We start from the raw sequence: 24,522 nt of genomic DNA on the forward strand, positions 1-24,522 counted from the left end.
CAGGTTTGGCTTTTATGGTTAATTAATTTACCTTAACAGGATGCCAGAAGTGGTCACTGTAGCAGTTGTTGTGGTTGGATCGGTTGGATTTGAAGGAAATGATTTAACTGCTGTTTTTACAGATTTGTAGATAAATACAGTTTTGTGATTCAGAGTGATTTTTGGCTGTTTCATAGTCTTTTTTTTAGAAAGCTACAGCGCTATTTCGCTTGATAATAAGTTGTTATACAGTATTTTAGGTATTCTATTTGGAAATTATTAATTACGTGAATAAAAGTATTTCAGCATGGTTTAAAAGAAGGTGGTTACACATTTTAGTGTGGGCGCTTTTTATTGCGTACGAAATTCTGGTGATTTGGGGAATGCAGGGTACCTTTAGCACACCGTTAAATTACGCTGTACATTATTTTTTGCTTATTGGCTGGTTTTACCTGGCTGCAGAATATGTTTATCCCTGGAGCCTGAAATATCTTTTATCGGCTTTCTGGCGGGTACCTTTAGCGCTGGTTGCGCTTTTTATGCTTTTTCTACTGGCAAACTTCGCGGTAGATTACCTGTTGATTCATTACGGTTTTTTGGAGGGTAGGGCTGAGCCCAAGCTCAACGGTATATATACTTCGCGAATTTTGTACCGCTGGGTTTATGTGTTTGGCATTTCGGTTGCCTATTATTTTATGATGAATTTTATTAAACAGAAAAACATAAGTACAGCACTGGAAGAGCGAAGGCTACATTTAATTATTGAAGATGAAAGGACTAAGCGTGCTTTATCTAAAGCGCATAACGATTTTCTTAAAGTGCAGATAAACCCTCATTTTTTGTTTAACACCTTAGATTTTGTGTACCATAACGTTAATGTTCATTCGCCCGAAGCTGGTGATGCCATCATAAAGTTATCCGAAATGATGCGTTATGCAGTTGATTCCAGCGAGCAAGACGATTTTATCTTATTATCGGATGAAATAGAGCAGGTAGAAAAACTGGTTTATTTATATCAGTTAAGAAAAAATATGGAACTAAACATTGTGCTCGATTTTGCTGAAGAGGCCAGAGCGCTTAGGTTTATTCCGCTGGTACTTATGACTTTGGTTGAAAATATTTTTAAGCATGGTAATGTTGCCGACGAGCAGGTTGGTGTACAGGTTTACGTGGCTGTAGAGCACGATCATTTGGTAATAGAAACCTTCAACGCACTAAATATTGGTTTTAAAAGTAATTCTAATCATTCTGGTCTTAGAAATATAAATGAGCGCTTACGTTTTGCTTACGGGCAGCAAGTAAAAACCAGCTTTGGAATAGAAGGAAATATATTCAACGCAAAAATTATGGTTCCTGTTCAAAGCATCAATTATCAACTGGTAAGAAAAGGCTTATTAACGCCCGAATTAAACTAAGTTTTTCCTGTAAATTCCCTACTTTATATAGAAAATACACCGTTCTGTATAAGAATAATCTATTATTTGGCAGTTATATTCATTTTAGCAGTGTCTTCAAAAGAAAAGCCAAATGGAGTTTAGTGTTGCTTTATATTCAGTCTTGTTGGAATCTGCAATTACAGCTCGTTCATATCGCCAATCTTTTGATGTTTTCTGGAAGTCGGAACAGACCCAACGGATGAATGCACATCATGCTTATTTTATCCGCCATGTGTCCATGCTGAATGCATTTGATAACTTTTTGTTTTTGTTCTGCTCCGAATCAATTTGGACAGGAGGGGGAAAAGGGGCATGGACGAATTTAAAAGGAGTGGATGGCCCTCTACAGCCGCTTTGTAATGGCGATCAGATTGATAAAATTATTAGTCTTTTAACAGCACATAAGGATTTTATTATGCAATTATTTACCATTCATGAAAAGCCCTTGGAACGGGCGCATCTGGAGTACGAAGTAGCACATATTAAGCATGTACTAAATCTATATCTGGATAGTTTTAACGATATACGTGTTTAGCGCTCTCGCTATACGCCTCAATTAAGCGGGGTAGCCTTATAAAAAGCTATCCTGCTTTTAAATTTAAAATTCCCTGTGTTTTTCGCCATTCCCAGGATGGCGTTGGATTAGGGTCTTTCTAAAGTCCGGCTTTAGTTTTTCTTGGATTTATTTCCAGGTTAGCATATAGGCTAATATTCCAAAACATCGGTATTCGTTAAGTATTATTACCGTAGTTGGTTGTTCGATAATTGTGGCCTTACTGTTTGGCTTTGACTTTAGTTATTTCTTTAAGAAAGGCAGAAAACAAACGGGAATTGATTAAAGTTAGCTGAGTTTTTCATCCAAGCGCTTTTGTAAATCTCTTTTGAAATCTTCATCAAGTTTTAGATTGTGATTTATAGAGGAATTAAATAGCGATTTTACCATTTGGTTAATCACCAGGCTTTGTTTTTCGAATGTTTTGCAAATTGAACATCCTGCTAAATGTATGGATAGTTCAATTTTCTCGCGAAGGGTAATTTTGCCAATTTGTTTTTTCTCTATTAAAAAAGTGGCTTTTTTGCAGTTGTATTGTATTTTTTTTAGCTTGTTCATTCCTTTAATGTTATATCCAGTTTTTTTGTAGACAAGATCGCAGATTTACTTTTGCCCGATGTATAATTACCCAGAAATTTGAAGAAGAAATTTTAAGTGCTGTGCAAATGGTTTCTGCGCTTTCATCATCAAGGTGTTTCATGGTAAAGACAGATAACCAAAGGCTCGGTAATTTGGATAGGCAGCGCTGAAGTATCTGGTTAAACTCCTTTTTCCCTAAAATATCGAAGTCTTCTATACCGAAGGCCTGCGGTCTGTGTTTATCATTCCAGTGGCCATCATCTGGGTTAAAAAAATCTTGAGTATTATCGTTTTCGGTTTCGATAATTCCCTGCTTTAAGAGTGCTGAAGATTTTTTTCGGTAAACATCGATAATTTTGTTTTTTAAAATTGCAGTAAGCCAGGTTCGCTCGTTGCTTCTACCTTCAAATTTTTCTATTTTCTCTAATGCGGCCAAAAAAGTTTCCTGTACTAAATCTCTGGCTAATTCGTCCTCGTTAATGCGTGTTATGGCATAATTATAAAGATAATCGGCATAGTTCTTTACCCAGTTTCGAGGATTGCAAGTCGTTAATTTTTCGGGCTCGGTTTGCATTATATTAAATGATTTTGGTGTTAGTCGGGATATATCCTGTTTCCTTACAAATTATCTTTAAAATAGGCTTATTACAGTCCAACTCAACAAATAAAACTTTAAAGACTAAACCAATAGAACTGAATCTTCCTCAATTACTTTGTTTGATAAAAGTGATGAGACTGTAAGAAGCGTTGATTCTGCTATTTCGCTAAGTGCTTCCTCGGTAAAGAAAGCCTGATGGCCGGTAACTAAAACATTTGGAAAACTGATTAGCCTTTGAATATCATCATCTGTAATGATGCTACCCGATAAATCTTTGAAAAAAAGTTTTTGTTCCTGCTCATAAACATCGATTCCAAGGGCCGAAATTTTTCCTTTCTTTAGGGCCTCTATAACATCTTTAGTATTGATTAAACCACCACGACTGGTGTTAATTAGGATGACACCATTTTTCATTGCAGATATAGCTGAAGTGTTAATCAAATAGCTGTTTTCTGCCGTTAGCGGGCAATGAAGTGAGATAATATCAGCCTGTTTAATTACCTCATGAAATGGTAAATATTGGATGCCCCGTAATTTTAGTTCATCGTTTTCGAAAGGATCGGAAGCAATTACCTTACATCCAAAACCAAGCATAATTTTGCAGAATGTGGTACCTATTTTCCCGGTTCCAATAACACCAACCGTTTTGCCAAACAGATTAAAGCCCATAAGACCTGTTAATGAAAAATTTTGTTCCCTTACCCGATTATAAGCTTTATGGGTTTTACGATTTAAGGTTAAGATCATGGCAACTGCATGTTCTGCAACCGCTTCTGGCGAGTATGCCGGAACGCGGCAAACACGAATGCTGTATTTTTTCGCAGCCTCGAGATCGACATTGTTAAAACCTGCACACCGAAGTGCGATAACCTTAACACCTCTTTCTGCCAGGGTTTTAATAACTTCGGCTGTGAGCTTATCATTTACAAAAACACAAACGGCATCTGTACCTGGCTTTACCGCGTTGGCAATGTGAGGTCCTAAATGGGTTTCCCAAAATTCCATTTCAAAAGCGTAGTGGTTATGGCGCTCAAAAAAAACCTTATCGTAAGGTTTGGCAGAAAAAAATAAGATTTTCATGTTAGCCAAAATACTCATTTTAAACGGAAAGATTAAACGGGGGTTGCAACATTGCAATTAATTTAAAAGAAGAAGGCTTTCAAATATTTTCTGGAAGCCTTCTTCTTTTAATATGAGCCGAAATTAATCATCCATTGTATTCCAAATTTATCTTTAAAACTACCGAAGTAATCTCCCCAAAACTGGTCTTCCATGGGCATTTCAATATTACCCTCTGCGGATAAGCCATTAAATAATCTATCGGCTTCTTCCCGACTTTCGGCTGCTATGTTGATGTACATGTTATTGCCTAAGTTAAGTACATGCCCTGCTGAAGGTACACAATCTGAGGCCATTAAAATAGTATGCTCATTAATTGGTAAGGCAATGTGCATAATCCGGTTACGTTCATCTTCGCATAACTCTTCTGAGCCCGGTGCTTCGCCCATTTTTTTAAGGAATATAAAATCTCCTCCAAAGACTGATTTATAAAAATTAAAAGCTTCTTCGGCCTGGCCATCGAAGTTTAGGTATGGATGGAATTTATTCATGCTTTTTAGTTTTGTTAAGCTAAATTACATAAGCCACACGCTAAAAAACGGGTGTATTTGCGACACATTAAGGGTAATAAGTACTTAGCATACGGCAGAACTAGGCTGTTCTGTTTTGAGGTTGAAGCGGCAATTAAAAACACTCTACTTCCCAGCATCTCTTCCAGCTGCTGGCAGCATCTAATTTAATGATACCTTCTTTGTAAGCTAATTTTTGATTGTGGTTTATACTATCTGCAACGCCACACCACGGTTCTAAACAAACAAATGGTGCGTCTTTTGCAGCCCAGATGCCAAAAAATGGAAAATCATCGAAATGAAAATGCAGGCCATAATCGTTTTTGGTATTTAATAAACTGATGCAATTGCTTTGCAAAGTTTTAAAAACCAATGCATCGTTGTAAAAAAGATCGTGCTTTAATTTTAATGTATGTCGGCTTAATTCAATGGTTTCAGTTTCATTGGCAACCAAACCTTCTTCGAGTATCCAATAGGTTAGTTTCACATCATCATTAAACGCCAGATAATAATCTTCGTAAGTTGTGTTGGGTGTGTTTGGTACGGCAAATGCAGGGTGAGCGCCTAAAGAGAAGAGCATTTTTTTCGTGCCGGTATTGGTAACGGTATATTTCAAAATCAACTTTTTATCGATGATTTGATAGTTGAGTTTTAATTCAAATTGAAACGGATAAATTTTTAAGGTTTCATCACTATGGGTTAAAGTGAACACAGCCTCTGCATTACTTATTTTTTCTGCTTTAAATTCATGGTCGCGGGCAAAACCATGTCTTGGAAGTTTATACGTTTTATCTTTATAAATGTAGCTGTCGTTTTTTAAAGAGCCAACAATTGGAAAAAGAACCGGGCTATACTTGCCCCAAAAATTTGCATCTCCACTCCATAAATATTCTATGTTGGTTTCTTTACTGTATAAGCCTTGAAGCTCGGCACCTTTATTTGCGATATTAACTTTAATAAAGTCGTTTTCTAGTGTTATCATTTACATTTAAAAGTAGTAATTGTTGATAACAAATCAATTATCTTTTATCAAAATTGAGAAAAGTAATTTTCTCAATGCTGTTTTTAGTTAACTGGTTTTTTTAATTATTTTTGATAAATGTCGCTGCAAATCTATTTTTTAAAATTTAGGTTTTAAAAGTAGGTATTGATTTTGCTTTACTCATTATAGTTATACACTTTACGCTCCATATTAATCTAAAATACAATGGCTATCGATTTAAATAAGCTTACAAACAGGAAGGTTAAAGCCGCTATAGAGGCTTTTCAAAAGGGAGATGAGAAAAGCTGGTTTTTACTTTTCGCCAAAGATGTTGTTTTGTATGATGATGGAAACCAGATGCAGTTTAATAATTTTTTTAAAAAAGCTTTGGGCAAGGAAAAATTTACAAGCATAGACAAAGTAGAAAATAACGGCCTGGATGTTTATGGTGGTTTTCACTCCAATCAGTGGGGCGATTTTAAAGCCTTTTTTAAGTTTGGGATTAATAAAGAAGGCAAAATTAACCTTTTGGATATTGGGCAGGCCTCGTATTAATTTTAAGCTGGCGGTATTAATTTAAATAAACTACCAGCTTAAAATTGATTAACTATTTTCTTCCCAAATGCAAGCAATATTAATAATTGTTTGAACAGCTTTTTCCATATCCTGTACACTTACCCATTCTTGTTTACTATGAAATGCATGCTCGCCGGCAAAAATATTTGGACAAGGTAAGCCCATGTATGATAATCTCGAGCCGTCTGTACCACCACGAATGCTTTGTTTTTTTGCTTTTACGCCAGCTCTTTCAATCGCCTTGACGCCGTAATCAACAATTTTGGGAAATTGGTCTAATACCTGTTTCATATTTCGGTATTGCTCTTTAATATCTAATATGTAAGTAGAATTTTGGTATTTTTTTAGAATACTTTCAGTGGTTTTTTTAAGAAGGTTCTGATGTTCGGTTAGTTTCTCATCGGTAAAATCACGAATAATAAATTGTGCTTCTGCCTGCTCTACCTGTCCTTTAATGCTAACAGGGTGTATAAAGCCTTCTTTTCCACTTGTGGTTTCGGGCGTTAATTTATCTTTTGGTAAGGCATCTAAAATTTCTGCAAGAATTTTTATGGCATTTTCCATTTTGTTTTTAGCAAACCCAGGGTGGGTGCTTACTCCATTTATGGTTAAAGTTGCGCCATCGGCAGAAAATGTTTCATCCTCAATAGAGCCTAATGTTTCTCCATCAATGGTGTAAGCAAAATCGGCAGCCAGTTTTTTTAGGTCGGCTTTTTCTACACCCCTTCCAATTTCTTCATCTGGGGTAAATAGAATTTTAATTGTACCATGTTTTACATCCGGATTTTTAATAAGGAAATTAGCTGCTTCCATAATTTCCGTAACTCCAGCTTTATTGTCTGCACCAAGCAGCGTTGTACCACTTGCGGTTATAATATCATTCCCAATTTGATGTTGCAGGTCTTCATGCTCGGCAAGTTTAATTACAATGCTCGTCTCATCGGGTAGAACTAAATCTTCACCTTGATAATTGTTATGAATAATTGGTTTTACATTTTCTCCGCTACAATCTGGCGAGGTATCCATGTGTGAGCAAAAACAAATTACAGGAACATTCTTAGTTGTTGTTGATGGGATAGTTGCATAAACATAGCCATTTTCATCAATTTCAGCATCATTTATTCCAATTTCTAAAAGTTCTTTAACTAAGAGTTCGCCAAGGTTTTTTTGTTTTAGCGTAGATGGACAGGTTGGAGATTCAGGATCGGATTGTGTATCAATTTTTGCATAATTGATAAATCTGTGCTCTAATGACTTGTTAAAGTTTTGATAGGTATTCATAATAACAAAGGTAAAAGTTATGGATATTGAATAAACATATTATTTTTGTAAAAAAACCGTATGAAGAATAACCGCCTGAAAATTATATCCCTAACTATAATCTTACTAATGCTTGCTAAATTTTCCGACGGTCAATCTAATTATTTTAAATGGTCAATCGGATTAAATGGCGGGCCAAATTTTTCTAGAACAGATGTGTATAAAGGTGACTGGGGTCATACAATAGCAGGTTCAATAGATTATAATTTAACGCCTTTTGTTACGGCTGGATTAGAGGCTCAATATGGATTGGTTCAGGGTGGAGATATTGTTACCGACCCACATAACCGACAGTTTGTTAATAAATACAGTGGCGTAAATTTTAATATGAAATTTATGCTTGGAGAGTTTGTCGATTATAATAAAACGGATTTTTTACACAAAATAAGGGGCCTGTATTTAGGTGCTGGTGTTGGTGCTATTAAAAATAACATTACAGATATTGTACGCTACAAGCCACTTTGGGCAGCTTATGACCGAGGTTATGGCCCATTTCCAGGGGAAGATAAAAGCACCAACTTTTGGGTTCCTTTAAATTTAGGCATTAATTTTTATTTAAATGATGGCTGGGGTTATATGCGTTATGTTATTAATGTAAATGCCCAAAGCAACTTTACTTTTGGCGAAGGATTGGACGGATATAATGACCCTGAAACCATGTTTAAAAACCGTGATCCGGATACCTATAATGTTTACAGTATTGGCTTTAAATATTATTTTGGTAATGTTAAAATTTATAAAAAAACGCTTTAATTTGTAGCTCTGTGTAATCTGATGAGAAAAATTCTGTTCTTTTTTCTGCTATTTACAACCTTTAATATTATGGCACAACAAACCCCATACGAGAAAAGCGGTAAAAAGGAAACCACTACCTACAACGACGCAATTTCTTACTATAAATCTTTGGCAAAAGCCTATCCCCAATCTAAACTTTTAACTTATGGGAGTACTGATTTTGGGAAGCCATTACATCTTCTGGTTTTATCAAGAGATAAGGTTTTTGAACCTGCTGCAATTAGAAAAAGTAATAAAAGAATTTTGCTGATTAACAATGGTATTCATCCCGGAGAGCCAGAAGGTATTGATGCATCGATGATGCTTGCCCGTGATTTGTTAAAGGCTAATAAACTTCCAAAAGATGTGGTTATCTGCATTATTCCGATTTATAATATTGATGGAAGTTTTAACAGAACCGGAACTTCCAGGGCCAATCAAAACGGACCTGTTGCTTATGGCTTTAGAGGGAATAGTAAAAGCCTCGACCTGAATCGTGATTTTATTAAAACAGATTCGAAAAATTCGGCAGCTTTCCAGCTCATTTTTAATACCTGGCAACCCGAAATATTTGTGGATACACATACCAGTAATGGTGCCGACTATCAATATGTAATGACTTTAATTCCTACCCAAAAAGATAAGTTAAATCATATTCTCTCGGGTTATTTAACCAAAACTTTGGTGCCAGATTTATACAAGGAAATGGATAAGAGAGGTTATCCAATGATTCCTTATGTAAATTCGATTGGTGAAACTCCCGAAACCGGAATTACTGGTTTTATCGAATCGCCAAGATACTCCACAGGTTATACAACTTTACATAATACCATCGGTTTTATGCCAGAAACGCACATGTTAAAATCGTATGATTTGCGTGTTGATGCAACTTATAAGTTACTACAAACCTACATCGATATTGTAGAACGTGATGCAAAAGTTATCGGCGAAAATAAACACAAAGCAGATGAATTTGTTGCTATACAAAAGGAATTTCCATTAGAATGGACTTTAAATAAAAATGAAAGCGATAGTATTCCTTTTAAAGGTTTTGAAGCAGGTAAAAAACCAAGTGAGATTAGCGGTATAAATCGTTTATATTACAATAGGACTAAGCCCTTTACTAAAAAAATAAAGGAATGGAATAAGTTTGAACCTTCGGTTAGTGTGCAGAAACCCATTGCTTACATTATCCCGAAAGCGTGGGATAAAGTTATCGCATTGCTGAAGTTGAATAATGTGAAAGTAGAACAACTGAAAACAGATGCAAAACTTAAAGTAGAAAGTTATTACATTGGTGATTTTAAAACCGGAACCAGACCATACGAAGGACATTACTTGCATTCGGCAGTTAAGGTAAATCCTGTTGAACAAACCCTGCAATATTATGCCGGTGATTGGGTGGTTTATGTTAATCAGTTTACCAATCGTTATATTGTAGAAACATTAGAGCCACAGGCAACGGATTCTTTTTTTAACTGGAATTTTTTCGACTCTATTCTGGATATGAAAGAACATTATTCTGCTTACGTTTTTGAAGATACTGCTGCTGAATTATTGAAAAAGAACCCAGCGTTAAAGGCTAAACTAGATGAAAAAAAATCTGTGGATAGTGCTTTTGCTAAAAGCGCCTCAGCACAATTAGAATTTGTTTATAAAAATTCTGATTATTACGAAAAAACACACAATCGTTACCCAATTTCGCGTTTAATAGCTAATACAAAACTCGATTTAAAATAAACTAAATGGAATATTTAAACGTAGCACCAGTTGCTTCAATAATTTTTGTTTTTACCATAGTTACCAGTCTTTACGCGTTTTATGATAACAGCGTTTATGGTAAATTTATGTTGCATCCTTACAGTGTTGCTAAGGGAAGCAATATTTATACAATAATAACTAGTGGCTTAATTCATGCCGATTGGATGCATTTGTTTTTTAACATGTTTACTTTTTATGCTTTTGCTTTTACATTAGAGCGTTTAATGGGGAGCTGGCAGTTTGGTTTACTTTATTTTTTAGGTTTAGTTTTAAGTGATATACCAACTATTTTTAAACAAAAAGATAATTTTCATTATAATAGTTTAGGTGCTTCTGGAGCGATAAGCGCTGTGCTTTTCAGTTACATTTTATTTAACCCGATGTCAAAAATTTACATCATGTTCATTCCGATAGGTATTCCTGCGGTTGTATTTGGGGTTTTATATCTGATTTATTGTGCGTATGCATCCCGTAATTCTAGAGACCATATTAACCACGATGCACACTTTTTTGGCGCATTAACCGGATTAATTTTCACCATAATTTTTGTTCCCGGGATAATTCAGAATTTTATTGGCATGCTAACCGGCGGCAGGTAGGCAAGGATTTTCAAAGAAGCTCATTGGCTCATCGGGGTTTTTGATGATTTCGAACTTAACATAGCCCCAGGGTTTCCAGAAGTTTTCTAAAACATGTGCGTAAACTTTGTGCTGCCAAATATCAAAAAGGGGTTTACTCATATTTCCGCGAAGTGGCATAGCCTCGATGTATATTGTGCCTTCAACAGGCATAAAGGTATATTCGGGTAAACGGTTAAACAGATAAGCTGAATAGTAAAAACGAGCGGTTAGTTCTTCAAATTGCTCGGCTGTTAAAGCTTTTCCTTTTATTTCATTAATAATGTCCTGATGGTAACGTTTGTTGGTTCCGTTATCTTGCAGGCAAGCAATTATGCCAAAATCTTTAAACTTTAAGGAAAAAGTCAGGGTATTAATCTCATCGCGGAAGCTAAATGGTGTTTCTTCATTTTCTAACTTTACAACTACGATAGACCATGGATTGAATTCTTCAAACACTAAACTGGTGTATAAATTCTGTATCATGAAATTCAGATTTGCAAATTTCATCATTAAAGATTGCGACATGTTTAAGCCATCGGCAGTCATTTCTTTGCGCAAAGCCGAATGCATTTCGATGTAAACAAAGCCGTATAAAAACTTTCCAAGCCAGTTAAATAAATCCAGTTCATTTAAAGACGAAATCGCTTGGTAACCACCGATGAAAGCATTTTCGATTTTTTCTTCCAGTGGATTTAAAAATTGTTCGTTTACTTCGCTGTTTACCGGGATAACAAGGGTGTTATAAGAGCGGATGCTTTCATCTAAAAACTGAATTTGTTCTTCTCCTGTTAAGCCTGCCTGTTCCAATAGCCATTTCGGTAGTAGTGGAACTTGAAGGACAGGAGATTTAAATGTCTCGCCGCTTAAAAAGCAGGTTTTATATAAAAAATCAAATTTCTGGAAAGGATTGTATAAGCCGGTGTTCATCGCTGCAATATTAGCTATTATATTTTTAGGGCTTTACAACGATGATTTTTTTTAACGTTTGGATTACTAAAGGTTTTTAACGTTTGTTTTAGGTTTCTGTCTGTGATGACACAGAATGAGGGGTTAAAAATTCGTAATTGCGAGGCACGAAGCAATTCTATAATTATTGCTGTAATATTAACAGTTTAAGATTGTATCGTGCTTCGCAATAACGATAAAGTTATTTCCCCTAATAATTATTGTAATAATAACTAATATCACCTGCCAACTGACTATATATCGGTTTGGTAAACTCCAAAAATAGAACATCTGGTGGCGGTGGGGCAACTTCTCTTCTCCTTGTCATGGCCAATTGTTGTTTGCTCAGCGCTCTGTCGTCGCCTTTATAACTCGCCCAGCTATCTCGCCAAACGTAAGTTCCAGGGAATTTTTGCTGACGAACTATTTTTTTGCTTTGCCAGTCGGTTATCGTCATATCTAATAAGCCTGATGAGGAGATGTTTTTTTCGAAGATGCTTAAAGTGGCTTTTACCGTTCCATAAACTGGTTTTCTTTCACGCGTCTCTCCAATAACTATGCTATCTCTTTTTAATCTTTCAACACGTTCTTTAACATAAGTTTGTCCGACTACAAAATCATCAAAATTTAAGCTTAGCATCTGGTCTGGAACAATTTTTTGCTTTGTTGCCTGTTGTTCCGAATAGAAAATAACGAATTTATTTCTGGAGTAATTACTTATAAAATTATCTATTTGTTGTTGAAAATAATCGCCACTAAGTTTGTAATAACTACTATTAATGATGATGGGTTGCACTACAATTCTGGTTACTGCTGCCCAATAAGCATCATCCATTTTAGCTTCCGAATCTTTATAATCTGGCGCCAGATTTTTAGCCTTTTCGAACTCGTAATATGCATTTTTAGCGCTGGGACGAGTATTTAAGTTTAAAAGCCTTATGCCTGAATTATACCTTGCTACACCAGCGCTTAAACGGCTTTCCGCTAACTCACTAACATATTTTGATGGGGCTGGTACTACAGTTAAACAAGCTGGGCAACTATTAATTTCATCGGCAAGCTGATTAATTTTTTGGTAGTTATACATTACTGTTTCCCATTTGTATATATCGCTTGTCGCTTTGGCTTCGTCAATTTTTCTTAGGTGATCTTGCAGGGCAAAGTTGTACGCTGTTGGTAAAACACCTAACGACTCGCTATTTTTTGGTGAGCTTTGTAAACGGCTTACTGCTTTAGAAACAGCAGCATCATAATCGCCTTTTTGCAAGGCTTTTTTTCCTGTGGTACATCCTGCAATAATTATGAAGGATAAATAAATAAAATACCGTAATCTTGAAATATTTTTCATGGCAGGATTGGTTTGCGTTAATAAACAAATATACCTTTGTAAAGCGTAATACGCCTTATTTATTTAATAGACGATTGATAATGAAGATAAGTTGCAAGCAGTTTGAATTAGAATTAAAACATCCTTTTTCTATCTCTAAATTTACCAGAACCAGCACACCACTGATGCTTTTAAAAATTCAGTATGAAGATGTTGTTGGTTATGGCGAAGCATCTATGGTGCCTTATATGGGCGAAAGCTATGAGAGTGCAAATGCATTTTTAAAGCTTGTAGATTGGAATAAAATTCAATATCCGTTTAATTTCGGGGAGATAATTTCTTATCTCGATAGTCTTGCTCCTGGTCAGCCTGCAATAAAAGCGGCAATTGATATTGCATTAAATGATGTCAACGGAAAAATTTTGAATAAACCTTGTTATGAAATTTACGGTGCAGATTTGGCAAAAATGCCCGTTACCTCTTACACAATTGGTATCGATACGCCAGAAGTTATCAGAGAGAAGCTAAAGGATGCAGAGGCTTTTAAAGTTATTAAGGTTAAGCTAGGCAGAGATAACGATAAGGAGATAATTGATACCATTAGAACGATGACGGATGTGCCGCTTTATGTTGATGCCAATCAGGGTTGGACAGATAAGATTGAAGCAATTGATTTAATTTATTGGCTACATGATAAAGGCGTGGTTTTAATAGAGCAACCGATGGATAAGCATAATCTGGATGGGAATGCCTGGCTAACGGAACGAAGTCCGATTCCTTTATTGGCAGATGAAGCTGTACAAAGACTCGCCGATATGGATATGCTAAAAGGTGCTTATCATGGTATTAACGTAAAACTGATGAAGAGTTGCGGGATGTACGAAGGTCATCAAATGATTTTGAAGGCTCGTTCTTTCGGAATGAAAGTTTTAATTGGCTGCATGAGCGAAACCAGTTGTGCAACTTTAGCAGCGGCGGCATTAGCACCACTTTGTAACTGGGCAGATTTGGACGGGCCATGGTTAACCAAAAATAATCCTTTTGCTAATCCAGCTTTTGAAGAAGGCAAGTATATTTTGAAAAATTTACCCGGATTGGGGTTAGAAGGGGTTAGTCCTGATCTTTTTCCTTATACGACTTCTTAATATCTTTCATTAACTGAATTTTAAAATAGAAAAGGCAAGCGCCAGTTCCTACTAAAAAAGCACCCGGAAGATATTTATTGTTGTTATAACACCAGATTATTCCAAAAATTGATAGGATGATACCAAGATTGTAGAAAATATTTAATGCGAATTTTTTGCCCACACTTAGAGGATTTATCTTGTGTTAAAATTATTGTTTAATCACCAAATCTAAATAACCAATTATCAAACATTGTATAACGAAAGAATGTTTAAGAATTTACTTTAACAACTTGCATAGTTTGATAATTGGAATTTATTTATTGGTTATTCTTAATATACCTGCATATTTGGATCAAAAGCTTCTTGCCAAGCCAAAATACCACCTTTTAAATTATATAAATTCTCATAACCGTACTGCGATTCTAATTGCATAATTGCAGCAGCACTTCTTTTGCCACTACGGCACTGTACGATAACTGGCTTATCTTTCGAAATTTTATCAGCTTCAATTAAAATACCACCTAAAGGGATATTTTCTCCGTCAAGGTTCGAAACCTCATATTCAAATGTCTCGCGAACATCAATCAGCTGAAAATCTTCTTTATTATCGATTTTAGCTTTTAACTCTTGTACTGATACTTCTTTCATGTGAAAATTATTTCTACAAAGATAGAAAAAACAGCATAAGGTAAATGATTAAAAAACACCTTATAATTTTAATATATTCTGTAACATATTTAATCCTCAGGCGTTTAATTATAAATAATTTTTATGAACAAACTTAACCGCTTTTTCTGGTTTTGTTCCGGCGCTCACATCCCGACACTGGAAAAGTATTCTACCGAACAAAATAAATATGCAGGCATTGGAGCCACAATCTTCTTTACAGGCCTATTTGCCGCTCTATCTGGCGGATATGCCATGTATTTCGTTTTTAAAGGCGATGACTTAGCGGTAATATTTGCTTTAATTTTTGGCTTTTTGTGGGGCGCTGCAATTTTTAATATGGATAGATATATCGTATCCAGCCTAAATAAAAGTGCATCAACCAATAAACAAATTTTACAAGCTACACCACGAATTCTGCTGGCGATTATGATTGGTATCGTAATATCCAGGCCAATTGAGCTGAAGATTTTTGATAAAGAAATTAAAGAGCGTTTAAAGGTGAGTTACCTAAACGGCCAGCGTTCCAAAATTGACACTTTAAATAAGGCTTTTCAAAATAAGTATCAGGTTGAATTTGGGCGTTTGAACCAACAAAAAGCGACCAGAGATTCGTTGGAAAAAGGTATAAAGGCTGATAGACAAAAGCTAAATTTCGAGATTTTTGGAAATAAAACAACCGAAACTTCTGGTGTTTTGGGTTATGGCCCATTTGCGAAACGTAAAGAAGAAGAAATAAAACAACGAACGATAGAGCTTGATAGTTTGAAAGCCAACATCAATAAATCTGAATCTTTTATTGATAAACGAAAACAGTTCGATGGTTTGTTTGCAGAAAAGCTTTTTACAAAACCACAATTAGATAGTTTGGCAAATATTGCTGGTTTTGCAGATAGAAACTGGGCTTTAGGTCAGCTGAAATTTAATGCCGACGGTACAAGAGATAACAATACAGCGCTTGCAGTTACTTTTATAGGCTTATTATTTATTTTCTTCGAATGTTTGCCTGTTTTTGTAAAACTGATGAGCGCTCGTGGCCCTTATGATTATGTTACGGCAGATGGCGATGAAGCCGATATTTATGAATCAAAGAAAAATAAAGATTTTAGGATGGAAGTTGCCGATAACATTCACGAAACCCGGGTTGATTCGGAGTCATCAAAACAAAAGGAAATATTAAAAGGCAGGGCATATCGGGATTTGGAGAAATACGATTGGGATAAGGAGTAGTAGGAATCTATATTTAGTTGTATTATTAGAAAAAGACCATTTTTTGATAAATTAGAAGCTCAACAATACTATGGCCGAAATTTTGTTGAGCTATATAAACTACTAATCACTTAAGAGCTTCAGCAAATTGAAAATTTTGCAAGCCTGGTGATGAAAATTAATCTATCATATGCAAATAGTTCCATCAGATGGCCTTAAGCTTATTATAAGGCATTTTTTAATCTATTACCCTTCTATAAGCAATTCTGTGATGAGATTTTTTTCGGATGGCAGTCCAGGCATCGTTGTACCACTATCTTATTCCCGGCTTCCATTCCTTAAAAATCAAGAACTTCAAAAGGGCGAACCCGTTGCTTATGGGTTAATGGAGCATCCTATTATTATCCCTCCACCGCCAGCCTGCGGAATGATAGTTATTGTTCTTCAGCCTTACGCGCTCGCGTTTTTGAGTGGGATAAAGCCTAACGTGCTGAAAAACTGCATCTTACCATTAAGTACTTTGTTGGGTACAAGTGCTCACATCTTAAAAACGGCTGTAGAAGGGTTAAGTGATGAGAATGAAATTATAAAAGAGTTGGAAAAATTTTTCTTCGATCTCTTATCAAACTTGCCGCCAACCGATGAATTGCTGAGAGAAAGCCTATATCTTATGAAGCAGAGTCATGGGAAAATCAGCATCAATGAGCTACTGCGCGGCCTATCTGTAAGTGAGCGGCTATTGGAGCGGAGGTTTGATCGTTTTATAGGCATTTCTCCAAAGAAACTAAGTGGGATACTGCGTATAAATCATTATTTAAAACTATTAAGAGACCCCAACCAGGTATATACTCAGGTACAAGCAGCACTTGAAGCAGGATTTTATGACCAGGCCCACCTCAACAACAGCTTCAAAGAAATCACGGGTACCTCACCCTTAAAATATCTAGCCTCCTCTGATCCATTGGCAATAAATCTTTTTAGCTTCAGAGGTTAACTCGCTTTGTCGGAAACATCCAATACCCGTAATTTTGTACTAGGTAAATTTGTACAAAAAGTATAATGGAAAATTTAAAAGTAGCTGCTGCCCAATTCGAGAATGCTAGCGGCGACAAGGTTTATAACCTTTCTGTAATCGAAGAAATGGTTCGTAAAGCCTCAGCCTCGGGGGTTGAGGTTATTGCCTTTCATGAATGTTCTGTAACGGGCTATTCATTCGCAAGAAAACTTAGCCGGAGCGAAATGCTTGCCTTATCAGAGGTGATACCAAACGGCCCTTCTGTAACCGCTCTAGTTGAGATGGCGAAAAAGTATAAAATCACAATTCTTGCTGGGCTTTTTGAAAAGGATGATCATGAAAATATGTTTAAAGCATATGTTTGCGTTGATGAGACAGGGCTCATCGCTAAACATCGAAAACTTCATCCTTTCATCAATTCTAACCTATTGCCAGGTACAGCATATACAATTTTTGAAATCAAAGGTTGGAAATGTGGCATTTTAATATGTTATGACAATAACGTAATAGAGAATGTCAGGGCAACGGCCTTGCTTGGTGCAGAAATAATCTTTATGCCTCATGTAACAATGTGTACACCATCTCCTCGCCCTGGTGCAGGATTTGTAGATGCGGACCTTTGGAAGGAAAAGGACAAGAATGCTGCCATACTAAGATCAGAATTTGATGGTGATAAAGGGCGGAATTGGCTTATGAAATGGCTTCCTGCTCGCGCTTACGACAATGGAATTTATGCGATATTTTGTAATCCGATAGGCATGGATGATGACCAATTAAAAAATGGCTGCTCGATGATTCTAAACCCTTTCGGAGAAATTTTAGCTGAATGCAGAACAATGGAAAATGAGTTCGTTGTCGCTGAGATGTGTAAAGATGATCTAAAAATGTCAGGTGGATTTCGATATAAAAAGGCCAGAAGGCCGGAGCTTTACGGGGAAATATTAGCCTCACCACATACCGCGGATCAGCAGGTTGCCTGGCTGAAAAAGTAATTCTTCGTGGCTTTTCAAAACACTAAAATTGTAGAATATGGAGATCTTATTGAGCTTATCCGTTAGTTATAAAATGCCTTAAAGATGATGAAGGCTTGGATGCGGCTACTTAGAATCTGTAGTACAGGATGTCTTGGGCGGAATTGTTTATTTGATCTAAAATGGAGGGTATTCGCTATCATATTTGACAGTTAGTCAGGTGACCAGGTGGATACTTGCACCTTTTGCTTTGATTTTACTGCTATCTTCTTCGTAAGTTCCAGTACTTCCAAATGGATCGAATTATAATTTATCACTATTCCCTGCTTTATTAATATTGGTTTCTAACCATTCATTAGAAACAGGTTGCTGGCTTTTTAATAAATTAGCAGAACTATTAATTTCTCTTAAACCCATTTCATTAATCAAATTAGAAATTAGGTTTTTGATAATGCGTATTTGATAAAGTTAAAGCTGTTAAATATTCAATTGTGGTAAGACTATATTTAATACTTCAAAAGTATTTCAATTTAATAAATCGTTCCACTATTGACTATATTTAGTCTCGTCATTGTGAAGCAGATTTTTTGTCGGCTGAAGCAATTTCTTCTCAATATATCCTTTGAATGAGATCGCTTAGTGCCTCAGCAATGACGACTTTTTGAGAATATCATTCACAAATGATTTTTATGAAATGAATTATTCACCAATATTTAATAGTTTCTAAATCAATCCCATTTACATCAACCATATTACATAATACATCTTCCATTTTTTGTAATTTAAGCCCATCAAACCCCCTTTTTATGAAGAAAATTTTAGGAACCGCTGCGGTCATGTTATTATCGCTTGGCGTTTTCGCTCAAAATGAAATCAGTTACAGCATCTCATTCCCAAACGCTGTTCACCACGAAGCAGAAATAACGATGCAAATTCCGAATGTTCCGGCAGGCGTTTTAAAAGTTAGAATGAGCCGCTCATCGCCCGGAAGATATGCAACACATGAGTTTGGAAAAAATGTTTACAACCTTAAAGCCTTTGATGTAAATGGCAAAGCTCTTAAAATTAATCGGCCGGCAGGCGACGAATATGAAATTGTCGAGCATGGTAAAAGTGTAAAGATTACCTACACACTTTTCGGAAACTGGATTGATGGAACTTATGCAGGGTTTGATGAAACCCATGCACACATGAACATTCCGGCAACCTTTGCTTTTCCTATAGGTATGGATGCCAGACCACGTTTGGTGAAATTTAATTATAACGAAAAAGAAAATTGGAAGGTTGCCACACAGTTAAAGCCGATGGGTAAAAACACATATTATGCGGCCAACCTTCAGTATTTTATGGATAGCCCGACAGAAATTGCCGATTATAAAACGGCAAGTTGGCAGGTTAAAAATACAGACGGGAAAATGCAAACCATTCATATCATTTCCCATTCGAAAGATGAGCAGAAAACCATTGATAATTATGCAGAAATGCTTAAGAAAATGGTTGATGAGCATTTAGCAGTGTGGGGCGAGTTTCCGACTTACGATTATGGAAATTATTATTTCCTTCATGATGTTTACCCCGATTATGCAGGCGATGGCATGGAACACAGGAATTCTACGGTGATTGTTCAGCGTACACCAAAAATCGAAGGTTACGAGTCTAATTTACTTGGCACATTCTCGCACGAGTATTTCCACAGTTGGAATGTAGAACGCCTTCGCCCGAAAACTTTAGAGCCTTTTAATTTTACCCATTCTGATATTAGCAACGAACTTTGGTTGGCCGAAGGATTTACCCAATATTACGGCTCTTTACTATTAACCAGAGCAGGTTTTAAAACAGTAGATAATGCGGCACAAACCTTTAACGGTTTAGTTAACGCAGTTTTAAATTCGCCAGGAGCAAAAAATTATTCGCCGATAGAGGCTAGTCGATATGCGGTTTTTGCAGATGCAGGTGTTGCAATCGACCAGACAAACAAGGGCAATATTTTCCTTTCTTATTACACCTACGGTGCAGCTACAGCTTTAGCGCTCGATTTACGGTTACGTTCTGATTTTAAGCTTACGCTTGATGATTACATGAGGGCCTTGTGGAAAGCTTATGGCAAACCAGAAATTGCATATACAGTTCCTGACTTGGAGAAAACTTTAGGTATTTTAACTAAAAACCCTGCTTTTGCAGCCGATTTCTTTAAAAGATATATTTACGGAACCGAAAAGAATGATTATGCGAAGCTTTTGCGAAATGCTGGTTATGTTTTACGTAAGGCAAGTACCGGAAAAGCTTATACAGGCTTAGGGAGATTGTCTTTCGAAGATGGAAAGGCCATTTTGGCGCAAACCACCGTTGGAACGCCTGCATACGCTGCGGGCTTAGATTTTAATAATATCCTTTTAACAATTGATGGCGTTGAAATTAAAGATCAGGCTACGTTAACTAAAGTAACCGATTCGCATAAACCAGGTGATGTAGTTGATGTAAATTATAGCTACCACGGAGAAGCAAAATCTACAAAACTTACATTTGCAGAAAACCCTGCAATGGAAATTGTTTCCATAGAAAAAACCGGAGGAAGTTTAACAAAAGAGATGCAGGCTTTTAGAGATAGCTGGTTAAATTCTCAGGTGAAATAAAAATAATAACCAAACCAAAACCCTAAATTAGCACAACTTAAATTTATAATTAATGAAGTAGCTGTTTCAGAATAGCATATTCGAAATTTGTATCGGGATTAAATCTGGCGGTGTCGTCATGCTCAGCTTAATCGGGTATCTTAGTGCTTTAGTTGGGCTGTATATATTAACCTTTCTTTCGCTTTAAGATTCCCGTTTTTACGGGAATGAGGGCCAGTCGAAATATTTATTCTGCTAATAAATCTGAGAAATCACTTTTGAGATAGCCATTTATCACAAATAAAAAAATAGAATTTAAACAAATGAAAAAACTTTTCTTTTTTGCGCTGGCCAGCATGGCAACTTTGCAGTTGAGCGCTCAAAACATCGATAAAATCATTACCCGGGAATATACCGACCATTTAATCAAAACGTTGAGTGCTGATGATATGGAAGGCCGTGGTACATTTACGCCAGGCATTGATAAAGCCGCAACTTTTATCGAATCCGAATTTAAAAAGATTGGTTTAAAACCACTAACAGGTGCTGAATCTTTCCGTCAAACTTTTTACAAAATTAAATTAAGTCCAGAGCCTACAAAACTGGTAATTGATGGACAAACGATTTCTCAGGAAAATATTCTGGTAACGGGGAAATCGCCTTCAGTTTCATTTAATCAAACCAATGGTGATGGTGTTGTGAAATTAGATACAGCTAAAACCTTTGCCGTTCAGTATCGTGCACTCAGCCGTGCAGGTAAAAAGCAAATTGTGTTGGTTAACGAAAAATTTGCTGCTGATTTTAAACGTTACAAATCGTTTTCTGGTCGTGGAGCAATTTTAGATGAAAAAGACATGCAAGCGCCTACTCAAGATGCAATGGTTTTTGTTTTAGGGGTAAATGAGGCGAAGGAATTTAACGTTGAGGTAAAAAACAAAACAGAAAAATTGCCGCTTTTTAACGTTGCTGGTATGATTCCCGGAAAATCAAAAGCAAAAGAATTGGTGGTGTTTTCTGGTCATTATGATCACTTGGGGATAACTAAGTCGGTTGATGGCGATAGTATTGCAAACGGTGCGGATGATGATGCATCGGGAACCACGGCAATGATTGCATTAGCGAAATATTACAAAGCGCAGAAAAATAACGAACGTACTTTAATTTTTGTTGCTTTTACCGCCGAAGAAATTGGTGGTTTTGGTGCAAGATATTTTTCAGAAAAATTAAATCCTGATGATGTTGTTGCCATGTTTAATATCGAGATGATTGGAAAAGACTCCAAGTTTGGTAAAAATACAGCCTTTATTACCGGTTATGAGCGTTCTGATTTTGGAAAAATTTTACAGAAAAACTTAACTGGAACGGAGTTTACTTTCCACCCAGACCCATATCCAGAACAAAATTTATTTTACCGTAGTGATAATGCAACGCTTGCTGCATTAGGCGTTCCGGCACATACTATTAGTACGGATAAAATTGATATTGATAAGTTTTATCATACCGTAAAAGATGAATACAGCACTTTAGATGTAGAAAATATTTTATCTACAATTAAAGCGATTGCAAAAAGTGCAACTTCAATTGTAAACGGAACGGATACGCCAACAAGAATCCCTAAGCTGAAACAGTAATTAATAAATAGTTTTAAATGTAAAAGCCACAGATTACTTTAAATCTGATAATCTGTGGCTTTCTTTTATCTGAATACAGGAGGAGAGTTTTCTAGCTTGCGTTCGTTTTTGCCGAGCGCATAAACAACAACACGATTTTATCGTGAATCTCTGAATTCTAAAACTTATATTCCATTACATAATCATCCATAAAATAACCGTTGCCAATATCAAGATTTACAGATTCTTTAACGGTAAAACCTGCTTTTAAATAGAACTCTTTGGCTTTGTTATTTTTGTTTACGTTGAGCTGTAAAGCAGAAGCTCCGGCATCTTTAACCTGATTAAATACTTCGTTGATTAGGATTTTGCCAACGCCTTTGCCATGTGATGATGGTAAAACGTAGAGTTTGTGTAGTTTGTAAATTCGCTCGTCGTGATCGATAATGGAGTAACCTGCAAATCCATATTGGTTTCCACCATCTTCTGCAATTAGGAAAATATGGCCATCCATTAATTGCTTTAGTAACTCGCCGCGACTATACATTTTATCTAACATATAATCTATCTGCTTTTGCCCAATAATATCTAAATAAGCGTCAGGCCAGGTTTCGGTAGCAATATCACGGATGATTTCTAAATCTTCTTCTTTAGCTTTTCTAATGGTAATCATATTGGTTCACTAATAAAAATCGGTTGACCTGAAAAGGTGAATTCTACAAAGCCATCATTAACAACTTCAAAAATACCTTCCTCGTTTTGCATTAGGTTGGTAACTTCAAAATATCTGTTACCATGAATTAAAAATTCGCTTCCAGCAGGTTTCCAAACAGAAAAGCCAGATTTAATGGCGTAGTGTTTCGATTTTTCGGTAAAAACAACCAGATTAATTTTATCTTCAAAACCCGCAAATTTTTCGAGGTCGAATTTAGTTGTTATCACATTAACCGCCGGAAATTTCTCTTCGTATAGATAATTCATGGCGACCATTAAATCATCTACCAAACCATGAACAAATTTGGTGTCTTCCTGGGTTCCGGTTTCTTTGCCGTTAACTAAAACATCTACTTTTAAACCTAAAGAAATAATTTTCTCGTAGTTTTCGCCACTTACCAAAAGCGTTGGGCTCCATTCTAACAGCTGACCTAAAAGTTCCTCATTAAAATTTCCAAGCTCATCAATATATAAGGCTGGCTCTTGTTTTTCTTTTACAATATGGTGTGAAGACATATTGCGAATATAAACTAATTTCAGATTTTAGAATTACGATTTTAGATTTTTGGATGCTTAATCTGTGAGATTTAAAAATCAATCTCCTGAAGTAATTAAACTTGTTAGCAATTCTTAGACTTTCACCGCTTCGTAAAAATCCTGATAGGCTTCTATAAAATCATCTGCAAAGTTTATAGATCCAGAAACTGCTATTCCGTAAATTCCGGTTTGCATAAGTGCTTCTACATCGTAAATTTTTATTCCACCAACAGCTAAAATCGGTAATGTGATATTCAGCTCTTTTAATTTAATTACGGCAGTAGTATATCCATCGATTCCTAAAAGTGGGAAATCATTGGGTTTAGTTTCGGTTGTAGAAAAAGGACCTAGTCCTGCATAATCAACACCTTCGTTAGCTAAACGGATTAAATTTTCTACCGTATTAGCAGATCCGCCTAAAGTAATATCTTCTCCAACTTGTTTTCGCAATGCAATGAAATCTGCGGTCATATCTTCAATATGAAAACCCTGAATATCGGCTTTGCCATTTAAATGAATGTGGTTGGTAACGATTAAAGTTGTTCCCCAGTCATCACAAATTTCGGCAATGGCGTTTATGTCTTTTAAAAGTTCATCATCAGCTTTGCTTAAACAACGATATTGAATCCATTTTGCACCTGCTTCGCAAGCATTTTGTACCTGCTCAATGTGGGTTAAATGTGGAATATCGTGTGTGATGTATTGAAGCTTTTCTATGTATTTCATGGCTGTAAAAATAGTCATTGCGAGGCACGAAGCAATCTCAATTAATAAAGATTGCTTCGTGCCTCACAATGACGGTTTTGTATAATGTTTTAAACCATCTAAGGCACCTAAGAAAATCTAAGCTGCTCCATGGTCTGTGTCTTCACAGAACATAATCATTCATTCCCTTAGTTTACTTACTGTTAACGTCACTTATACTGATTTTTATGAAATAAATTAACCCTCACAATGACGAGACAGTGTGATTTTCGCTTTAG

The 24,522-nt window shown here is 36.1% G+C and carries 26 protein-coding genes; 12 read left to right on the forward strand and 14 right to left on the reverse strand.

Annotation, left to right across the window (positions count from 1 at the left end; all coding sequences use genetic code 11):
* Nucleotides 1-27 precede the first annotated feature (27 nt).
* Complete coding sequence (locus ACFOUY_RS08305; protein WP_378960037.1) at nt 28-174, reverse strand: hypothetical protein; 147 nt, start codon at nt 172-174, stop codon at nt 28-30.
* Nucleotides 175-266: 92 nt separating this feature from the next.
* Here ACFOUY_RS08305 and ACFOUY_RS08310 point away from each other — a divergent pair, with 92 nt between their 5' ends.
* Nucleotides 267-1,394 (forward strand): sensor histidine kinase, encoded by a 1,128-nt coding sequence (locus ACFOUY_RS08310; protein ID WP_378960038.1) that lies wholly within the window; start codon nt 267-269, stop codon nt 1,392-1,394.
* Nucleotides 1,395-1,506: 112 nt separating this feature from the next.
* A complete protein-coding gene (locus ACFOUY_RS08315) occupies nt 1,507-1,950 on the forward strand; it encodes a hypothetical protein (RefSeq protein ID WP_378960039.1) in 444 nt (147 codons plus the stop codon).
* A gap of 306 nt (nt 1,951-2,256) precedes the next feature.
* On the opposite strand, the gene ACFOUY_RS08320 is transcribed toward ACFOUY_RS08315, so the two are convergent.
* From ACFOUY_RS08320 to ACFOUY_RS08340, 5 genes are all read right to left on the reverse strand, one after another.
* Nucleotides 2,257-2,526, reverse strand: a complete 270-nt coding sequence (locus ACFOUY_RS08320) for a hypothetical protein (protein WP_378960040.1) — start codon at nt 2,524-2,526, stop codon at nt 2,257-2,259.
* Between the two features lie 10 nt (nt 2,527-2,536).
* Nucleotides 2,537-3,121, reverse strand: coding sequence for a sigma-70 family RNA polymerase sigma factor (locus ACFOUY_RS08325; RefSeq protein ID WP_378960041.1), 585 nt, complete (start codon nt 3,119-3,121; stop codon nt 2,537-2,539).
* A gap of 105 nt (nt 3,122-3,226) precedes the next feature.
* On the reverse strand, nt 3,227-4,225 hold the full coding sequence (locus ACFOUY_RS08330; RefSeq protein ID WP_378960042.1) for a 2-hydroxyacid dehydrogenase: 999 nt from the start codon (nt 4,223-4,225) through the stop codon (nt 3,227-3,229).
* 107 nt (nt 4,226-4,332) lie between these two features.
* Nucleotides 4,333-4,755: a VOC family protein gene (locus ACFOUY_RS08335; protein ID WP_378960044.1), complete on the reverse strand. Its 423-nt coding sequence runs from the start codon at nt 4,753-4,755 to the stop codon at nt 4,333-4,335.
* A 133-nt stretch (nt 4,756-4,888) separates the two neighbouring features.
* Nucleotides 4,889-5,755 (reverse strand): aldose 1-epimerase family protein, encoded by an 867-nt coding sequence (locus ACFOUY_RS08340; RefSeq protein ID WP_378960046.1) that lies wholly within the window; start codon nt 5,753-5,755, stop codon nt 4,889-4,891.
* Between the two features lie 225 nt (nt 5,756-5,980).
* On the opposite strand from ACFOUY_RS08340, the gene ACFOUY_RS08345 reads away from it, so the two are divergent.
* Complete coding sequence (locus ACFOUY_RS08345; protein ID WP_378960047.1) at nt 5,981-6,310, forward strand: hypothetical protein; 330 nt, start codon at nt 5,981-5,983, stop codon at nt 6,308-6,310.
* Nucleotides 6,311-6,358: 48 nt separating this feature from the next.
* Here ACFOUY_RS08345 and pepT read toward each other — a convergent pair whose 3' ends face one another.
* On the reverse strand, nt 6,359-7,612 hold the full coding sequence (pepT, locus tag ACFOUY_RS08350; RefSeq protein WP_378960048.1) for a peptidase T: 1,254 nt from the start codon (nt 7,610-7,612) through the stop codon (nt 6,359-6,361).
* Between the two features lie 60 nt (nt 7,613-7,672).
* On the opposite strand from pepT, the gene ACFOUY_RS08355 reads away from it, so the two are divergent.
* The 3 genes from ACFOUY_RS08355 to ACFOUY_RS08365 all read left to right on the forward strand — a co-directional run bounded on the left by ACFOUY_RS08355 (nt 7,673) and on the right by ACFOUY_RS08365 (nt 10,785).
* Nucleotides 7,673-8,404 carry a hypothetical protein gene (locus tag ACFOUY_RS08355; RefSeq protein ID WP_378960049.1) on the forward strand — a complete coding sequence of 244 codons (732 nt, stop codon included), beginning with the start codon at nt 7,673-7,675 and terminating at the stop codon, nt 8,402-8,404.
* 69 nt (nt 8,405-8,473) lie between these two features.
* Nucleotides 8,474-10,165, forward strand: a complete 1,692-nt coding sequence (locus ACFOUY_RS08360) for a M14 family zinc carboxypeptidase (RefSeq protein ID WP_378960050.1) — start codon at nt 8,474-8,476, stop codon at nt 10,163-10,165.
* A gap of 5 nt (nt 10,166-10,170) precedes the next feature.
* A complete protein-coding gene (locus ACFOUY_RS08365; RefSeq protein WP_378960051.1) occupies nt 10,171-10,785 on the forward strand; it encodes a rhomboid family intramembrane serine protease in 615 nt (204 codons plus the stop codon).
* Here ACFOUY_RS08365 and ACFOUY_RS08370 read toward each other — a convergent pair.
* Nucleotides 10,768-11,733: a hypothetical protein gene (locus ACFOUY_RS08370; RefSeq protein WP_378960053.1), complete on the reverse strand. Its 966-nt coding sequence runs from the start codon at nt 11,731-11,733 to the stop codon at nt 10,768-10,770. The two genes, ACFOUY_RS08365 and ACFOUY_RS08370, sit on opposite strands and share 18 nt — an antisense overlap.
* Before the next feature lie 229 nt (nt 11,734-11,962).
* On the reverse strand, nt 11,963-13,099 hold the full coding sequence (locus tag ACFOUY_RS08375; RefSeq protein ID WP_378960054.1) for a hypothetical protein: 1,137 nt from the start codon (nt 13,097-13,099) through the stop codon (nt 11,963-11,965).
* 80 nt (nt 13,100-13,179) lie between these two features.
* Here ACFOUY_RS08375 and ACFOUY_RS08380 point away from each other — a divergent pair, with 80 nt between their 5' ends.
* A complete protein-coding gene (locus ACFOUY_RS08380) occupies nt 13,180-14,223 on the forward strand; it encodes a dipeptide epimerase (protein WP_378960055.1) in 1,044 nt (347 codons plus the stop codon).
* On the opposite strand, the gene ACFOUY_RS08385 is transcribed toward ACFOUY_RS08380, so the two are convergent.
* The gene (locus ACFOUY_RS08385; protein WP_378960056.1) at nt 14,189-14,386 is read right to left on the reverse strand and encodes a DUF6358 family protein; all 198 of its coding nucleotides are present in this window, start codon (nt 14,384-14,386) and stop codon (nt 14,189-14,191) included. The genes ACFOUY_RS08380 and ACFOUY_RS08385 overlap by 35 nt on opposite strands.
* Before the next feature lie 149 nt (nt 14,387-14,535).
* Entirely contained in the window at nt 14,536-14,853 is a 318-nt protein-coding gene (locus tag ACFOUY_RS08390) for a rhodanese-like domain-containing protein (protein WP_378960057.1), read from the reverse strand.
* 123 nt (nt 14,854-14,976) lie between these two features.
* Here ACFOUY_RS08390 and ACFOUY_RS08395 point away from each other — a divergent pair, with 123 nt between their 5' ends.
* The 5 genes from ACFOUY_RS08395 to ACFOUY_RS08415 all read left to right on the forward strand — a co-directional run bounded on the left by ACFOUY_RS08395 (nt 14,977) and on the right by ACFOUY_RS08415 (nt 22,309).
* Nucleotides 14,977-16,101, forward strand: coding sequence for a DUF4407 domain-containing protein (locus ACFOUY_RS08395; protein WP_378960058.1), 1,125 nt, complete (start codon nt 14,977-14,979; stop codon nt 16,099-16,101).
* A 169-nt stretch (nt 16,102-16,270) separates the two neighbouring features.
* Complete coding sequence (locus ACFOUY_RS08400; protein WP_378960059.1) at nt 16,271-17,074, forward strand: helix-turn-helix transcriptional regulator; 804 nt, start codon at nt 16,271-16,273, stop codon at nt 17,072-17,074.
* A 65-nt stretch (nt 17,075-17,139) separates the two neighbouring features.
* Nucleotides 17,140-18,087 (forward strand): nitrilase family protein, encoded by a 948-nt coding sequence (locus tag ACFOUY_RS08405; RefSeq protein ID WP_378960060.1) that lies wholly within the window; start codon nt 17,140-17,142, stop codon nt 18,085-18,087.
* 785 nt (nt 18,088-18,872) lie between these two features.
* Nucleotides 18,873-20,699, forward strand: coding sequence for a M61 family metallopeptidase (locus ACFOUY_RS08410; RefSeq protein WP_378960061.1), 1,827 nt, complete (start codon nt 18,873-18,875; stop codon nt 20,697-20,699).
* 302 nt (nt 20,700-21,001) lie between these two features.
* Nucleotides 21,002-22,309 carry a M20/M25/M40 family metallo-hydrolase gene (locus tag ACFOUY_RS08415; protein WP_378960062.1) on the forward strand — a complete coding sequence of 436 codons (1,308 nt, stop codon included), beginning with the start codon at nt 21,002-21,004 and terminating at the stop codon, nt 22,307-22,309.
* 157 nt (nt 22,310-22,466) lie between these two features.
* On the opposite strand, the gene ACFOUY_RS08420 is transcribed toward ACFOUY_RS08415, so the two are convergent.
* The 3 genes from ACFOUY_RS08420 to ACFOUY_RS08430 form a co-directional block, all read right to left on the reverse strand.
* The gene (locus ACFOUY_RS08420) at nt 22,467-22,961 is read right to left on the reverse strand and encodes a GNAT family N-acetyltransferase (protein ID WP_378960063.1); all 495 of its coding nucleotides are present in this window, start codon (nt 22,959-22,961) and stop codon (nt 22,467-22,469) included.
* Nucleotides 22,958-23,518, reverse strand: coding sequence for a thiamine pyrophosphokinase (locus tag ACFOUY_RS08425; RefSeq protein WP_378960064.1), 561 nt, complete (start codon nt 23,516-23,518; stop codon nt 22,958-22,960). The genes ACFOUY_RS08420 and ACFOUY_RS08425 overlap by 4 nt, the downstream gene beginning before the upstream one ends.
* A gap of 114 nt (nt 23,519-23,632) precedes the next feature.
* The gene (locus tag ACFOUY_RS08430; protein WP_378960065.1) at nt 23,633-24,265 is read right to left on the reverse strand and encodes a thiamine phosphate synthase; all 633 of its coding nucleotides are present in this window, start codon (nt 24,263-24,265) and stop codon (nt 23,633-23,635) included.
* Nucleotides 24,266-24,522: the final 257 nt, after the last annotated feature.

Origin of the sequence: Pedobacter jamesrossensis (assembly GCF_042650905.1) — a bacterium.
Classification (GTDB): domain Bacteria; phylum Bacteroidota; class Bacteroidia; order Sphingobacteriales; family Sphingobacteriaceae; genus Pedobacter; species Pedobacter jamesrossensis.